13 protein-coding genes are annotated in these 14,963 nt (G+C 59.9%); 4 read left to right on the top strand and 9 right to left on the bottom strand.

All coding sequences use genetic code 11. From position 1 onward, the window contains the following. Positions 1-67 precede the first annotated feature (67 nt). Entirely contained in the window at positions 68-466 is a 399-nt protein-coding gene (locus tag WBP53_RS01910; protein WP_423925376.1) for a hypothetical protein, read from the bottom strand. Between the two features lie 234 nt (positions 467-700). On the opposite strand from WBP53_RS01910, the gene WBP53_RS01905 reads away from it, so the two are divergent. Then, positions 701-1,567 (top strand): pirin family protein, encoded by an 867-nt coding sequence (locus WBP53_RS01905; protein WP_423925374.1) that lies wholly within the window; start codon positions 701-703, stop codon positions 1,565-1,567. 91 nt (positions 1,568-1,658) lie between these two features. Here the strand turns inward: WBP53_RS01905 and WBP53_RS01900 are convergent, their stop codons facing one another. The 3 genes from WBP53_RS01900 to WBP53_RS01890 form a co-directional block, all read right to left on the bottom strand. Further along, positions 1,659-2,744, bottom strand: coding sequence for a DUF5700 domain-containing putative Zn-dependent protease (locus WBP53_RS01900; RefSeq protein WP_423925372.1), 1,086 nt, complete (start codon positions 2,742-2,744; stop codon positions 1,659-1,661). A 127-nt stretch (positions 2,745-2,871) separates the two neighbouring features. After that, on the bottom strand, positions 2,872-3,891 hold the full coding sequence (locus WBP53_RS01895) for a DsrE family protein (protein WP_423925370.1): 1,020 nt from the start codon (positions 3,889-3,891) through the stop codon (positions 2,872-2,874). A gap of 147 nt (positions 3,892-4,038) precedes the next feature. Beyond that, positions 4,039-5,583 carry a M20/M25/M40 family metallo-hydrolase gene (locus WBP53_RS01890; RefSeq protein ID WP_423925368.1) on the bottom strand — a complete coding sequence of 515 codons (1,545 nt, stop codon included), beginning with the start codon at positions 5,581-5,583 and terminating at the stop codon, positions 4,039-4,041. A 561-nt stretch (positions 5,584-6,144) separates the two neighbouring features. On the opposite strand from WBP53_RS01890, the gene WBP53_RS01885 reads away from it, so the two are divergent. After that, positions 6,145-6,444, top strand: coding sequence for a hypothetical protein (locus WBP53_RS01885; protein ID WP_423925366.1), 300 nt, complete (start codon positions 6,145-6,147; stop codon positions 6,442-6,444). Between the two features lie 132 nt (positions 6,445-6,576). Here WBP53_RS01885 and WBP53_RS01880 read toward each other — a convergent pair whose 3' ends face one another. After that, the gene (locus tag WBP53_RS01880; protein ID WP_423925364.1) at positions 6,577-9,186 is read right to left on the bottom strand and encodes a choice-of-anchor Q domain-containing protein; all 2,610 of its coding nucleotides are present in this window, start codon (positions 9,184-9,186) and stop codon (positions 6,577-6,579) included. A 320-nt stretch (positions 9,187-9,506) separates the two neighbouring features. After that, positions 9,507-10,397 carry a LysR family transcriptional regulator gene (locus WBP53_RS01875; protein ID WP_423925362.1) on the bottom strand — a complete coding sequence of 297 codons (891 nt, stop codon included), beginning with the start codon at positions 10,395-10,397 and terminating at the stop codon, positions 9,507-9,509. 97 nt (positions 10,398-10,494) lie between these two features. Here WBP53_RS01875 and WBP53_RS01870 point away from each other — a divergent pair, with 97 nt between their 5' ends. Next, a complete protein-coding gene (locus WBP53_RS01870) occupies positions 10,495-10,785 on the top strand; it encodes a putative quinol monooxygenase (protein ID WP_423925360.1) in 291 nt (96 codons plus the stop codon). Between the two features lie 157 nt (positions 10,786-10,942). Further along, positions 10,943-11,953: a zinc-binding alcohol dehydrogenase family protein gene (locus tag WBP53_RS01865; RefSeq protein ID WP_423925358.1), complete on the top strand. Its 1,011-nt coding sequence runs from the start codon at positions 10,943-10,945 to the stop codon at positions 11,951-11,953. 456 nt (positions 11,954-12,409) lie between these two features. Here the strand turns inward: WBP53_RS01865 and WBP53_RS01860 are convergent, their stop codons facing one another. From WBP53_RS01860 to WBP53_RS01850, 3 genes are all read right to left on the bottom strand, one after another. Then, positions 12,410-12,532, bottom strand: coding sequence for a hypothetical protein (locus WBP53_RS01860; protein WP_423925356.1), 123 nt, complete (start codon positions 12,530-12,532; stop codon positions 12,410-12,412). Positions 12,533-12,658: 126 nt separating this feature from the next. Beyond that, on the bottom strand, positions 12,659-14,677 hold the full coding sequence (locus WBP53_RS01855) for a S9 family peptidase (RefSeq protein ID WP_423925354.1): 2,019 nt from the start codon (positions 14,675-14,677) through the stop codon (positions 12,659-12,661). A 105-nt stretch (positions 14,678-14,782) separates the two neighbouring features. Beyond that, positions 14,783-14,963: hypothetical protein (locus tag WBP53_RS01850; protein WP_423925352.1), on the bottom strand; the 181-nt coding region annotated here is incomplete at its 5' end.

The raw sequence follows: 14,963 nt of genomic DNA, 5'->3' as shown, positions 1-14,963 counted from the left end.
GTCTGAGACCCTACTCTACACATGAACTGACGCTTGTCGTCCGCCGGAACTGAATTTCGGAAACTCGCTACTCCCGATGCGTCTTTATCTTGAGGCCATCCGCCGTATTACTGACGATCTCGAGATCGATATTCGGCTGGCGACTGCGCCGCTTGATCAGCACATCTTCGCCATCGTCGATCTCGATCTTGTACCTTTCGCCCAAGGCTGAACTCTTGATGGCCTTGCGAATCGTTCGTGCGGCTTCGTTCTCACGGGTGCCCTTGGCGATGTCCACGGTGACCTCCACCGCAGCCTGCCCTTCCGGTGTGAGGCGCAGCACGATGACACCGGCCACATCAGCCCTGTGGTTGCACTTGATCCGCCATTTGTTCGATGGTTTGGCAATGGCTGCCGTTGCCACCAGAAGTCCAAGCAGGAGGACGGCCAAACTTCGCAGGACGCGGTGTCGGGTTGGGGCAATCATGGGCAACTCTCCGTGGTTATCCGGGCGGGATGCGTCGGTTCTGTGCGAACTCTACTTCGCCCCTGAAGGAAACGCGACCCGTGCATGAATATCGCAATCCCGGGCTTCGTTCAGCCACTTGCTCTGTTTGGTGAACAATCTGTCCCGTCATTCCGACCTACCCTGCGTGCCGTGCAGACCCTATCTAGTGCGCATTGAAGACGCAGCGATGAGCTCGTCTACCGGGAGATCACCATGAAGAAGATACTTGCTGTCCAGGATGCACCGGCACCGCACTGGGTCGGAGACGGTTTTCCGGCACGCTCCATGTTTTCCTACAACAGCCACGCCGCGCAGCTGAGCCCGTTCCTGCTGCTCGACTATGCGGGCCCGATGAAATTCGAGCCGGCCACGCGACCGCGCGGCGTAGGCCAGCACCCGCATCGAGGATTCGAGACCGTGACGATCGTCTACAAGGGCGAGGTCGAGCACAAGGATTCAACCGGCGCCGGTGGCAAGATCGGCCCGGGCGACGTGCAGTGGATGACTGCGGCGTCAGGCATCCTGCACGAGGAATTCCATTCACAGGACTTCACCCGCGAAGGCGGTGTGCTGGAAATGGTGCAGCTCTGGGTCAACCTGCCGGCCAGGGACAAGATGTCTCCACCGCGCTACCAGACCCTGCTTGACCAGGACATTCCTGTCGTTGAACTGGCCGGCGATGCGGGCAAGGTGCGTGTGATCGCCGGTGACTACGCCGGCCATCACGGGCCAGCGCTGACATTCACCCCAATCGATGTCTGGGATATCCGCCTCAATAGCGGTGGCAACAGCACGTTCGAGGTTCCATCCGGGCGCACGCTGGCCCTGGTCGTGTTGCAGGGCACGGTCATGGTCAACGCCGAAAGCATTGCTCGCGAGGCACAGATGGTGGTGCTCGGTCGGGATGGCGAGAAGGTTTCGATTGAAGCCAACACCGATGCCACGGTGCTGTTGCTGAGTGGCGAGCCGATCGCCGAACCGATCGCAGGCTATGGGCCGTTCGTGATGAACACGCAGGCCGAGATCCGCCAGGCGATGGATGATTTCAACAGCGGCAAGTTCGGTCAGATCGCAGGCTGATTGTCGAGACCCGGGCCGCGAGGGCCTGGGCCTTTCGCCGGTTGGCCGGCGGGCAAGCCGGCTTCACTGCACGGCCATGATCGACGTTGACTTACTCAGTTGCGACTTGATCCGGGTTGCCGCCGGACAGGCACGCGTGCCCTTGCGTGCGCGATGCGTCGCTGCGCAGTCCCTGCACACCAGCAAGCGTGTGCGGGCCAAGCCGAAATGCCTGCTCTGATTCCGGAAGACTGGCATAAGCGGCAAAAAATTCCTGGGCCGGCGCTTGCATCAGGCAGAGCAGTGCCTCGCGACCCAAATGGCTGTCGATGGACCGGGTCATGGCCGCGCCGACCGAATAGAACGGGCTGTCATAGAATCCGGACAAACCGATCGTGTCGATAACTCTTGCTGCGTCGGATCTGTCGTTGCCGGCCAGGTAGAACGCCGAGACATCAAGCAATTCGAAATTGGCCTTCATGCGACGCTTGTTGGTCCTGGCGATACGCAGGGAATGCTCGGAGTAGGCACCCGGTTTTTCGATCGTTGAATGATCGGCGACCACCATCGCACTCCCTTCACGGATGATCCCGTTGAGCACGACTGCCAGCGACGGGCTCTGCGGAGTCTCGGGCATGAACAGATTCTGGATCGCGTGATAGGTCTCATGGGCGATCAGATACTGCAAGCCTGCTTCATCCGACTTCACGCACGGAACATCGACATAGAAATCCGCTGCCTTTGACCAGCCTCCGCAAGACGGCGAACCGATGACGAGTGTGGCTGCACCAGAGAATTTCACGCCGGCTGGAGTGTAGTCCGAGAGCATCCCGGCAATGGCGCTTGAGTATCCCGCCTGTGAGTTGTGGATAGTCTTGATCTCGCGGGCCAGCGATTCGCGCTCTTCAATTACCTGGGCAAAGCGGAATATGTCCTTGCTGGCGCTCTTGCACTCAGCCGCGAGTCGGCGTGCCTCGACATAGGCATCCATCGTGAAGTCATCGCGAAATTGCGCGAAGTGATCGACCATGGTGTTGACGACTGCCGAACGCCGGATCGCCGCATCGTCGATGCCCTGATTCGAGCAGACTTCTGCGAGAACATCGCGCGCAAATTCGGTGTCAACGCGAACGGCAATATTGGCGTCTGCGCCCGGTGTTGCCGCGAGCGCGACAAACAGAATAGCTGCCTGCACCATTGAAATGCTCCCCAGCCCCGTCGAGGTTCAAGCCTCGTTGAATAGGATGCGCAACTGCCGCGAAAGGTTTAGGCAAAGCTGGTCTTGTCTTGTCACCCCAGCGAAGGCCGGGGTCTTGCGCAGCGATTCATGGCACCAGTCCGTAGCCTGCCGCCTGCAGTTCGGCCAGTTTGGTCATCGCCGAAAGTGCGAGCGTTATCTCATCCCGCAGGTCGGCTGGGGCATAGCCACGATGCGACGTTGACTGTCCGCAAACGAAGAGTTCCACGCCCGCCTTGTGCAGCTCCGCGATGATGCCTGCATCGGGATTGGGCGATCCCAGCAGGCGCTGGTGACTTGCATCCGAAAGGACAAGCGGTGCCGCCTTGCCATGAATCACGACAGCGACCTTCACGTTTTCGGCAGGAACACCGGCCAACGCATACAGGTTGATGGCGCGTGCCGCCGCTTCAAGGTGGCGGTTGCCGCCGGTCGGCGTGGTCGCATCGGTAGTCGCATCGATGACGACCCGATGGATGATGTTTCTTGCCGGCAATTCGACGCCCGCTGGCATGGCGTAGACACCGCCTGAGGAAGTGATTCGGGGAAACTGAAGCTTTGAGGTTGCCGCAGAATCAGTGGTTGGCGCGGCTGCTGAGCTCTTGGCCAGTTGCTCACGTACAGCAGGCTCCAGGCCCATCAGCCCCCAGGCTTTGCCAATCTCGATAGCCGTCTCTACGGATTGTCCCTGCAGCGTCGCTGCGCGCAGGGCGACAAGAGCGCCGACCCGGTTGCTCGATCCGCAATGGATCAACGTGGGCGCGTCGCCAGCGGCTGCCATCAGGCGATCGAGTGTCTCGACATTTTCCTCGGTCAACCCTGCGGCGCCATCGATCGGCAAGTTGTTGTAGCGCATGCCTGCTTCAGTGATTGCGGCGGATTCGTCGAACTCCGGCGTTTCCTCTTCATCACTGAGATCAATCACGACCTCGATGCCAGCAGCGAAAAGCATCGCAACATCATCAGGCTCGATACGTCCGGATGCCACGAAGTTCGGTTCGTGGAAACTCAGGTTGGGCAAGCCTTCCAGGGCAGCCTTGTCCAGCCGTTCGCTGCCCATTGCTGGCGAGCAGACAACAACAATCAAGAACAACAATAATGTGCGCATGTGAATTTCCTGGTGTGGTCTGGGGAAGTAAAGGGCCGCAAGCGACCGCTGGGGTCTTCGAAGCGATGTCCTCTCAACTCCGCCCCACTGCATGGGGCCGGGTCGCTATTCAGAATTTCCGTGCTGCCTTCCTGCCGATGCCCCGATTTATTGCGCAGGCAAGCGCATCACCGCCGCCATCGTCGCGATGCCGTCCCATAGCCTGCCGACACGCAGGTTTTCGTTCTCCGCGTGCTGGTTGTTGTCGGGATTGGCCAGCGGGATGACCAGGGTTGGTGCGCCGGTAACTTCAGTGATCAGGAACAATGGCAGGCTGCCGCCCATGCTTGGCGTCAACAACAAGGACTCTCCGGCTACGCTGCGCATGGCAGTGGCGACGTCGCGCGAAATTGGCAGATCCATTGCCGTACGCGAAGCCGGATAGCCGCCCGGCTGCAGCACGACGGTGGCAATCCTCGCATGGGCCAGACGCTCGGCATCGGTGGGCGCGCGATCGATCACGAAATAGTCCTGTTCGCGAATATGGGCGAGAAGCTTGTCGAACTGGCCTTTGACCGTGTTGCCCTTGACCAGGCGCAGATCCAGCGTTGCGGTCGCATCGACGGCAATTACGTTGCGGGCATTCTTGCCTACGTCGGCGGAACGAAGGCCATTGATGTTGAGCGAGGGCAGGTTGATCGATTGCGGCAACGAAACGCCGTGCATCTCGCTTTCGGTCAGGCCGAGATCGTTCAGCATGGCGGCCTGATCATCGGGAGCGGCGGAAAGCGCGGTCTTTTCAGCTTCGCCCAGCGGCTCGACACCTTCATACCAGTCGTCGATCAGGACACGTCCATCCTCACCCTTCATCGAGGCGAGCAGGCGGGCCAGGCGCATCGCCGGGTTCGGTGCAAAGTTTCCGTAGTGCCCGCTGTGCAACGGGCGCTTCGGCCCGTACACCGTGATGTCGACGTTGGCGTCTCCGCGCACGCCGAACACCAGCTGCGGACGTCCGCTTGTGTGCACGGGTCCGTCGCAGATCAGCCAGGCATCGGCAGCCAGCAGCTCACGATTCAGGGTCAGCAGTTCGCGCATGTGCGGTGAACCCTGCTCCTCCTCGCCGTCGAAGAAGAACTTGATGTTGGCCGAAGGCAACTGGTTCGTGGCCTTGAGCGCATCCACGGCGGCGAGCATCGCGAAAACGCCCGCCTTGTCGTCGGAGGCTGCACGAGCGTACAGGCGCCAGTCCGGATCGATCGGCTGCGAAGCATCGCGGGCAACGATCTCCGGTGACACATCGAGACGTCCCGCACGCCATACCGGAACCCACGGGTCGCTGTTCCATTCGGTCGGATCGACCGCCTGGCCATCGTAGTGCGCATACAGCACCAGTGTGCGCGTTGCGTCGGGATTGCTCCATTCGCCATATACGGCTGGTGGTGAACTGCGATCCGCATTCTCGAGCAGTCGTGGCGACAGTCCTCGCCGCTCCATCATCGCGGCAAGGGCATTCGCGTTGCGCCGGATTGCGGCTGTATCGGTTGCGACGTTTGGCAGGCGCAGGAATGTTTCGTACTCGTCGAGCAAGTCATGCTGGTGCGACGCTACCCAGCTTGTCACTGGATCGTGCGTGTCGGCTTTCGCGAGCAACGTCACGGGTGCGACGACGCTCGCCAACAGCAACACCATGATCCGTACGTTCTGGAATCTCATTGCATCACTCCTGCCCGAATCGGGATTGGATACGCCAGCGCTTATGCATCTGGGCTGGGCAAGCGATTGCGCCGGAGACAGGCACACCTCATGCCCTTCAGGATGCAAGGCTGCTCACAGCGAGCCTCACACACCCTTCGCCCGCCGCCAATCTGGCCGCGCATCGGCGCAGGTGCTTCCAGGGGGACTGTAAACCCGAGCGTCCTGCAACCTGATGCTCGTTCGATACTATCATCGCTATTCTGGTGCTTCGGTGCGCCACGCTTCCTGCCTTCCCGAAAGAGACGCGGCTGTGTAGTTGGGCATGTACCGGACGTGCGGTCACACAAGACTTGAAGGGCCGGAGTGTGCGTGTCCTCCCGGGACCAGCACGACGGCACGGATTCTCGATGAGGCCCCGTTGCAACGGCGTGGCTTCACTCGGCTCCACGGCCATCGCTCCTTTTGCCCGTGCCGGGCGAGAGTGTGATGCAGTTGGCAGTTCACATGTGATCCAGCCACGGGGCAAATCTGGCGCAGGCGGGCATGCTGCGGATCAGGCCATCGATCACCGGAGCCGCCATGCCCGTTGCTACCTCCACTCCCTGCACCTCAGCCGAAGCACTACAGCGGATCGCTTGCGCGCGCTTGACCCCCTATGTCGCCAACACCTTCAAGCAGTGGAGCCAGAATGCCCTGGATGGTCCGGATGCGTGCGCCAACAGCCGCGCCGGTGATTGCGCGGCGTGTCAGGCACTGCAGAAGATCGTGTTGATGCGCTGGAACGAAACACTCGGGCAACGTATCCAGGAAGCGGCGTATGAAGCGCTGGGCGTCGCACCGTGCCGACGGTCCCAGCCTGTCGAATCCTTGCGCGCCTGAAGCAGGCGGAAGACGGGTCGACCAACCCAGGTCAGTTCACCGCGTTGATGGCACCCAACGTCCAATAGGCTGCTTGTCATTGCGCCTGTGCCATAGAAGACGAGGAGCGGCTGGATAGCCCGCTCTGCTCCTTCAATCGAAGCCATCACGAAAGATCAGATCCCCGTTTGGCGGATCGATGGCCACGCCGCCGTTGTTGCTGCTATCGGTATTGTTGCCGACGTTGGCGTCCAGCTCGTTGGCATCCGCGTTGGCCGACAGATTGAAGGCACCGACCTGATTGATCTGGTAGATCAATGTGAGGTTTTCCTCGTCATACGCATTGAGCCGGCTGATCGTGCAATCAAGGCTCTGGCACAAATCGCCGAATGCGCTCAGCAAGGTCATGTTTTGCGGATTCGCACTGATGGCGACCGAAGTGGCGGCGTTGGGACCTCCGTTTGGAATACGCAGGGCATATTCGATTTCCTGGCCCGCGTAGTACGGCGGTGAACTGACCAGTACCAGCTGTGCGGCGACATCTGCATTGGGTACCAGCGGCCTGAGCAGCCCCGCCTCGTTGTCGGCCAGATTCGGATCCAGTTGCCCGGGTATGGCATACACCTGGAAGTTCAATGTGTCGACGGTTCCTGGCACGGCGACTGGCGCGAAGAACTGTGCTAGCAGAGTGATCCGGGTGTTTGCTGCCAGTTGCGGGATGACGCAGGGATAGCTCGCACAACCCTGGATATCGATCAGCTCGGCACCAGGAAAGGTGTAGCTCAGCTGGATGTTCGAGGCCGGATCATTGCCGGCCTGAATGGCTATTTCGAACTGCAGGTAGCGAAGGCTGTAGTACGGGCCGGCATCCAGCAGCGTCAACTCCACGGCGATATCGGCCTTTTGAACACCGCCGCCGTTGTTCAGGTTGTCGACATTGTCGTTGATGTTGATGTCAACCTGGTTTGCGTTCACTCCGGCGACGGCATTGAACTGGTCATCGGTGACAACAGCCTGGATGGCAACAGTTCGTGTTGCCCCGTCGCCGATATTGGCCACGTTGCAAATCAGTCCCGACACTGATGCACAGCCAGAGAATGCGACGCTGGCCAGGGCGTCAGGAGTGAACCGCAGCTCGACCCCGGTTGCGGTTTGCGGTCCACGGTTTTCGACCCTGGCTTCGTACTGGATCGTCTGGCCGACGAAGAACGGCGCATCGGTCAGCAAGTCCATCACCACGGAGAGATCGGCCCCCTGGTAGATCGGATGCGAAACACTGTAGAAATTGTTGCCATTGGCATCGTCTTCATCGGTGTCTGCGTATGTCGAAGCCACCGTCGTGTGTGCGCTCAGGTCGATTGAAAAAGGACTGTTGAAGTAGTTTCCCAGCGTCATTTCCACCGGTATGGTCAGCGTCTGGCCCGGCTGGATGCTGGTGACGACGCAGGGAATGGTGTTGCAGTAGGCGGAGTTCACGCTTGCGACGAAAGCATGAGTGGAAGCCAGATCGAAGCGGACGTTGGTGGCGACACCGGGGCCGCTGTTTTCCAGCTCGGCAAAGACCACAATGCGCTGGCCGCTGACATACGGTGCGCCGGGTTCGATACGGGCGTCGACTGATACATCGGCAAAGCCGGTCGCTTCATAGGCGCCGATATCACACAGGGCTCCGCGCGCCTGGCCACGTTGGTCAACAGGCTCGCAGTAGGTTGGATTGCCGGCGTTGATCGCTTCCGAATCCGGATTTCCAATGGCTCGCGTTTTCGTCGGCCCACCGTTGTCGGCGAGCGGTTGCAGGGAATAGTTGTCCGGCGTGTCGCCGAGGCAATTGTCAGGCTGGACAGGAAAGTATGTCTGGAAGAGATTGTTGGTATTCAACACGACATTCGTTGTGAACAACTCACATATGCCGAGCGCGGAATTGCTCGCACTGAGAATGGAATCGGTGAGCATGAACTTGTAGCTGCTTGTCACGTGATTGAGCGTTACAGACGAAAAATTGTTGAAGCTGAATGCGGTCGGCGGGAAGTCGGGATTGGGGACAGTGGAGGCGAATGTCGTATTGATGAACTCGGCGACCGACTGGCTACCACCAATTCCGAATTCATTCTCGTCAATCAGTGATCGCTCGACCAGAAGAGTGCTGTTCGCGACGCTGATTGCGCCTCGTGGATTCCGGGAGAACAGGGAGTCAACGACGTGGACGGAGGCGTTCTGCGCGGAAACAGCGCCGCCGCCCTCGTTCGCCACAACCCTGGTCCGTTCCAGGACCAGGTCACCACCGATTACGTAAATTCCGCTGCCGGGGCCCTGGGTATATTCGTTGGAGACAATGGCCGAGTCGACCAGTGACACATTGGCGTTCTCGATGCGGATTCCCGCGCCAGCGCCATCCAGCGAACCGGTCTTTCCGCCGCCGATTTCCACCCGCAAGAGGGTTACATCGGTGTTGCTGCCGGTGATCCTGAGTACCCTGCGTTCGTCATTCCCCAAGATGTAGAAAACACCCCCGGCACTGGCTGACCGGATAGTCATGTCAGAGGCTATCGGAGGCAGGTCCGAATTGAGGGTGACCACCCAGCCATCCGGAGCGATGATGGAATCGCTACCCGACCCTGCCGCGCAATTTCCGATTGCTGCGTTCACGTTGGCTGCGGTGATTGCATCTTCCAGAGTGCAGCCATTCGGTCCGATATTGATGTTGGCCGCCTTGCTGTTGCCTGCAAGCAGGGCAATGCCCAAGGCCAGGAGTATTCGGCTCATGTCTGATTCCTGCGGGTTGAGGCGTGCAGCCAGCATGGTCTCTTGCGCCAGATTAAGCCTGCAGGAATTCTGAAAGTTTCATGAAATTGATTGCTTTCCTCGCCATTTGCGGTGGAATTTGCCGCGGATCCGCAAGGTTTTTCTGAATCCGTGCACTCTTTCGTTGTGCACCCGATAGTGCCGCGAAGACGTCAGGATGGCCCTGATTCTGCAATGCCGACGGCGTGGTCGTGCATGCGCTGACCGCAATTCACAATGCGCGGAATGGACATCGTCGCGATTCCTGGCCGGTGAGGGGGTTTCCGCCCGCGGAACCGGCGTCAGCTCCGACCTTCAAGTGCCTCGGCCAGTCGATCTCCCAGCGCCCGCGCTCGTCGAGGCTGCGCCCGACTGGGTGGATACAGGAGTTGCACCGGCGATGCGGGTTGGGCGTGCTCGGGCAAGAGTTCAACCAGGTTCCCCGACTTGATGTCAGGACCGACATCGAGCTCCGATTTCAGGATGATGCCGTAGCCAGCCAGGCACCATTGACGCACGAGCGCACCGTCGTTTGCGACACGGTCACCGCGCACCGTGACGAACTGGGGATTTGAATCAGCACCGAATCGCCAGACATTGTCGAGGTTCAGGCCGAATCGCATGACCAGGCAATTGTGTTCCTCTAGGTCGATGGGGACCTTGGGCCGTCCGTTCTGGGCAATGTAGGCAGGCGAGGCACAAAGCACGCGTCGCCTTGGACTCAGGCTCCTCACGCGCAATGACGAGTCCGTCACCGGCCCGAAACGCACCGCGATATCGAAACCCTGGCCAACGACATCGACATAGCCGTCGGAGAGCAGGAGTTCCACGCTGATCCCGGGATGCTCCGCAAGAAACCGGTTGATCTCGGCAGAGACCACGGTTCGTCCGATGTCACTGGGGGCACTGACCCGGATGGGCCCGGACAGGGTTTGGGCACCCCATCGGATGCGCGATTCGAGATCATCGACTTCGCTGAGTACGTGTTTGGCCCCTTCGACCAGGGTACGACCTTCTTCGGTCAGGCTGATCGCCCGCGTCGTACGATTCAGGAGAACGACGCCGAAATGCGCCTCCAGCGCGGCCAGGCGCTCCGAGACGGTCGTCGAGGAAAGGCCCGCTTCGCGGCCGGCAGCAACCAGGCTGCCCCTTTCGACGATCTGCAGGAACAAGGCGATGTTGGCGAGAATCATTATCCGGCTGATCAGGATTATCTAACCGGATAATGCCTGTTTATCCGGTTTTCGCAAGTAGCCATACTGCGATGTTCAACAACAAGGGAATGAAGCCATGGCCGCACTGACCATAGTTGCCAACATCCACGCAGCCCCTGACCGGATCGATCTGGTCAAGGCGGAGCTCGAAAAGCTGGTGCTCGCCACGCGCGCAGAAGAGGGCTGCATCCAGTATGACCTGCATCGCGACAACACGAATCCGGCGCATTTCGTGTTTATCGAGAATTGGGAATCACGCGAGTTGTGGCAAGCACACATGAGTGCGCCCCACCTTGATGCCTACAAGAACGCAGTCGATGGTGCGGTCACGGCATTCACCCTCAACGAGCTGAGCCACATTCGCTGAGCGCGCCGCTGCCGATTAGCGCGTACGGGACAACCCGCACGCCTGTACACATCAAGAACGACGCTAAGCCCCACCCTGACCATCCATGCGGCAGCCCAGCGCCGCCGGCATGAAGGCGTGGTTTTCGAGGGCTCGTCCTGAAACCCGGAGAATAGCCATGAAAGCTGTTGCACTAACCCACTATCTGCCCATCGATGATCCAAATGCGTTTCTCGATGTCGAGCTGCCCAAGCCGTCTCCTTCCGGGCGCGATCTGCTGGTTGCAGTGAAAGCCGTGTCGGTCAATCCGGTGGACACCAAGGTTCGCGCTCCGAAAGACACCGTTGAAAAGACGCCACGCGTGCTGGGCTGGGATGCCAGCGGTGTGGTCGAGGCCGTCGGACCCGATGTCACCCTGTTCAAGCCCGGCGACGAGGTCTACTACGCTGGCGACATCACCCGCCCGGGTTCGAATTCCGAGTTCCAGCTGGTTGACGAGCGCATCGTCGGGTTCAAGCCGCGGAGCCTCGGTTTTGCAGAAGCGGCAGCCTTGCCGCTGACCACGATCACCGCCTACGAATCCTTCTTCGATCGCCTCGGCATCGATCGCGACGGCGCGAGCAAGGGGCAGTCGGTTCTGATCATCGGCGCAGGCGGTGGTGTTGGCTCGATCGCCATACAGTTGGCCAGGGCCGCTGGTCTGGTGGTCATCGCCACCGCCTCGCGGCCGGAAACGGAAAACTGGGTCCGCTCATTGGGGGCGGATCAGGTCGTGAACCACCGCAAGCCGATGGTCGAACAAGTGCGAGCGCTCGGCTTTCAGCATGTCGATCACATAGCCATCTTCAACGACATGCGCCACTGGGATACGGCGGTCGAACTGATCCGCCCTCAAGGCGGCATCGTCTGTATCGATGATACGAACCTGTCGATGGCCATGGAGGGCATGAAGATGAAGGCAGCCAGCCTGCACTGGGAGTTCATGTTCGCTCGCCCCATGCACCAGACACCGGACATGATCGAGCAGCACAGGTTGCTGAGCCATGTGGCGAACGAAATTGATGCCGGCCGGATTCGAACCACGCTCAGCGAAGTGCTGAGTCCGATCAATGCCGAGAACATCCGTGCCGCACATGCACTCATCGAGAAGGGAACGGCGAAAGGCAAGATCGTTGTCGAATCGTTCTGATCCGCGCGAACTCCGGGTCGGGACAAGTTTTCCCCGGCCCGGATCGCTCAGGATTCCATTCCCAACCGGCACCAGATACCGCTCAACGACCTCTGACCTCGCGGTTCAATTCCGCAGGGCATAGTCCGCGCGTCTCATCCCGTCATCCTGCGCATTGCTCGACGATGTTGTCGCTTGTTCCGCCGATGGCGATCTTTCAAGCTTGCGTCAATGACGCAGCGCAGGGTGGGCAACGCCTGCTGGACCCGTCTAACTCTGATTGAACCGGATAGCAGTAGCGGAGGAGATTCAGGGAGTCTGTTCCCACATGGCTGTCGTTCGAGGACACGTCCCGGCGATGAAACACACTCAAGGCAATGAAAGTGTGTCAGGACTCTGGCCGGTAGAAAGCTTGGATGCCGAGATTGGAATATTGCCGCTGGATGTCAACACCGACATCTTCAGCTCAACCGGAGATCAACCGACAAATCGCTTCAGCATGATCAACATGAGCATGCCGAGTACAACAGACGGCGCGAGGATGTTTGCGCGCTTTCCGCCGCTGAACATCATCACGGTCACGAATTCGAACAGGCTCATGGCCAACTCTCTCCAAGTGCTTGCCCCGGCGCCATAGGGAAGCGCTCCCCACGCATGGTCTCAGTCAATTGATGTTCGCCGCACTGGAAAGGAGACGTGATGTTCCTGTCGGGCAAGTTCGGCTGCTCACTGATCCCCGACTTGCTCGTCCCCCAACAGGTATTTCTCCAGGAACAGCATCGACGCTGCGGTGAAATAGTCGCTGTTGGTCTTCTTGCGGAAGCCGTGGCCCTCGTCGTTGAACAGCAGATACCAGACCGGCTGATCATTGCCACGTACGGCCTTGACGATCTGTTCGGCCTCGGTCCACGGTACGCGTGGATCGTTCTTGCCCTGGGCGACAAACAGCGGCGCGCGAATCTTGCCTGCGTTGTTGAGTGGCGAGATGCGTGCGAAGACCGCCTGCATTTTCGGGTCGCGTTCGTCGCCGTACTCGGCGCGGCGCAGGTCACGACGGTATTCCTCGGTGTTGTTGAGGAAGGTGCCGAAGTGCGAGATGCCGACGATATCGATGCCGGCGCGGATGCGTTCGGGATAGTTCGTCATCGTCGCCAGCACCATGTATCCGCCGTAGCTGCCGCCAAACACGGCGACACGGCTTGCATCGAGTCCGGGTTGCTCGGCTATCCAGTCGAGCAGGGCGCCGATGTCCTTGACCGAGTCTTCCCTCTTCGCGGCATTGTCGAGCTGGAGATAGGATTTGCCGTAGCCCGATGAGCCGCGCACGTTCGGGTAGATCACGGCCACACCGAGCTGATCGACCATGTATTGCGTGGTTGAACTGAAGTACGGCGTTGCCTGCCCCTCCGGGCCGCCATGGATATTGATCACGACGGGCAGCTTGCTGTCGGCAGACGCGCCAACGGGACGGTAGTAGAACGCCGGGATGGTGCGCAGCTTGCCCTTCACCTTGTCGAAGGTTGGATAGCGGATCAGCGTTGGCGATGCGAACTTCGATGTGTCGAGCCCGCCCACTTCGCTCATCGTCCATCGGGTCAGGCTCGCATCGGCCAGGCCGACTACGTAGGCATCGCTTGGCGAGGTCGCCGTGTTCAGGGTCATTGCGAGGCGCTTGCCGTCGGGTGAGAAAGAAAGCCCCCCGATCAGGCCGATCGGCAAGTCGGGGACAGCTACAGGCTGCCGATCGGGCAACGACAGTACACGCAGCTTGTCGATGCCATCCTCGTTGCTGACGTAGGCGAGATGCCGGCCGTCATCAGCTACTTCGATGGCATCCACGTCCCAGGGAATGTCGCCGCTTATTTGCCTGAACTCTCCGTTGACCGGATCGTGGAAGCGCAGCGTCTTGAACTCGCTGGGCTTGCCCTTGAACGGCTCATCCGACGCGAAGAAGACGGCATTGTCCTTGCCGGCGAATCGAAAATCACCGAAGGCTGCCTTGCCGCCATCGACCGGAAACATCGTGAGCTTGCCCGATTCAAGATCGACTTCGCCGGGATACGATTCGTTGGCCGATACATAATTCATGACCAGCAGGCGCTTGCCGTCAGGCGAAAAATCCTGCGGCACCCAGGCACCGCCCTCGGCCACCAGGGCTTTGGCTGAACCCGTCTGCATGTCACGAACCCAGATATCGTAGTCCTTGCCTGTTCGCGAGGTGCTCGAGTAGGCAAGCAAGGTGCCGTTGGCCGAGAACAGCGGCCCGCTGTTCTGTGAACGCTTGCCGTCAGTCAGCAAGCTGGTGTCGCGCGATTCCATGTCGAACCAGTAGAGTTGCGAGAACTCGTCTCCGCCAGCATCACGCGAAAACACGAACCCGGTTCGTGCCGAACCACCGGGGGCCGGTGTCAGGCTTCCGACCGGCTCGTTGTAGAAGGTCAGTTGTTCTCGCGTGCCCATTGGCTGGCAGACGCGATGGGCCTGATTGGTTTCGGCAAATCGCGTACCCACGATCAGGCAATCCGCACCGACCCAGCCGGCGACGCTTGCACCGCGCGTATTCTGGTAGCGATTGAGCTGGTCGGTCAGTTTCGCCGGAATGGACGGGATATTTTCGCTGACACGACTGCCGACTTCCTCGCGAGCAACAGGCTCAGCCGCGAAGACCAGCAGAGGCAGCATGGCGGCGCAGACCGCCATCCCGATGATGACGCGAGAGGGGAAGTTCGATACGCGTTCCGACATGGCCGATCTCCAGCGAATTGACGGCAAAGCTTAGCCCAGCGGTTCGTTCATCGCGAGATGGTGGTTCGACTGACCTTCGGATCTCGGTCCCTGCGACCGATCGGTTCATGCTTCTTGCATGGCCTGCAGCGCCCCCGAGTCCAGTCGCCAATACCGCAATCCCATGATATAGATATACTTTCTGGTGCGCGAATCGAGGTTTGCTGCAAGAGCCTCTGATCCGCAATCGGACTTCGACAGGCTCGCATCATGATCGGGAGTACACGGATGTTCTACGCAATCATTG

Source organism: Dokdonella sp., from assembly GCF_049593775.1.
In the GTDB taxonomy this organism is placed as follows: domain Bacteria; phylum Pseudomonadota; class Gammaproteobacteria; order Xanthomonadales; family Rhodanobacteraceae; genus Dokdonella.
The sequence above is the reverse complement of the archived record's forward strand: the minus strand, read 5'-3'. Positions and strand labels throughout refer to the sequence as shown.

What these genes read in the sequence shown, in the direction of transcription:
- WBP53_RS01910 (WP_423925376.1), bottom strand. Translation starts at nt 466, where the DNA reads ATGATTGCCCCAACCCGACACCGCGTCCTGCGAAGTTTGGCCGTCCTC.
- WBP53_RS01905 (WP_423925374.1), top strand. Translation starts at nt 701, where the DNA reads ATGAAGAAGATACTTGCTGTCCAGGATGCACCGGCACCGCACTGGGTC.
- WBP53_RS01900 (WP_423925372.1), bottom strand. Translation starts at nt 2,744, where the DNA reads ATGGTGCAGGCAGCTATTCTGTTTGTCGCGCTCGCGGCAACACCGGGC.
- WBP53_RS01895 (WP_423925370.1), bottom strand. Translation starts at nt 3,891, where the DNA reads ATGCGCACATTATTGTTGTTCTTGATTGTTGTTGTCTGCTCGCCAGCA.
- WBP53_RS01890 (WP_423925368.1), bottom strand. Translation starts at nt 5,583, where the DNA reads ATGAGATTCCAGAACGTACGGATCATGGTGTTGCTGTTGGCGAGCGTC.
- WBP53_RS01885 (WP_423925366.1), top strand. Translation starts at nt 6,145, where the DNA reads ATGCCCGTTGCTACCTCCACTCCCTGCACCTCAGCCGAAGCACTACAG.
- WBP53_RS01880 (WP_423925364.1), bottom strand. Translation starts at nt 9,186, where the DNA reads ATGAGCCGAATACTCCTGGCCTTGGGCATTGCCCTGCTTGCAGGCAAC.
- WBP53_RS01875 (WP_423925362.1), bottom strand. Translation starts at nt 10,397, where the DNA reads ATGATTCTCGCCAACATCGCCTTGTTCCTGCAGATCGTCGAAAGGGGC.
- WBP53_RS01870 (WP_423925360.1), top strand. Translation starts at nt 10,495, where the DNA reads ATGGCCGCACTGACCATAGTTGCCAACATCCACGCAGCCCCTGACCGG.
- WBP53_RS01865 (WP_423925358.1), top strand. Translation starts at nt 10,943, where the DNA reads ATGAAAGCTGTTGCACTAACCCACTATCTGCCCATCGATGATCCAAAT.
- WBP53_RS01860 (WP_423925356.1), bottom strand. Translation starts at nt 12,532, where the DNA reads ATGAGCCTGTTCGAATTCGTGACCGTGATGATGTTCAGCGGCGGAAAG.
- WBP53_RS01855 (WP_423925354.1), bottom strand. Translation starts at nt 14,677, where the DNA reads ATGTCGGAACGCGTATCGAACTTCCCCTCTCGCGTCATCATCGGGATG.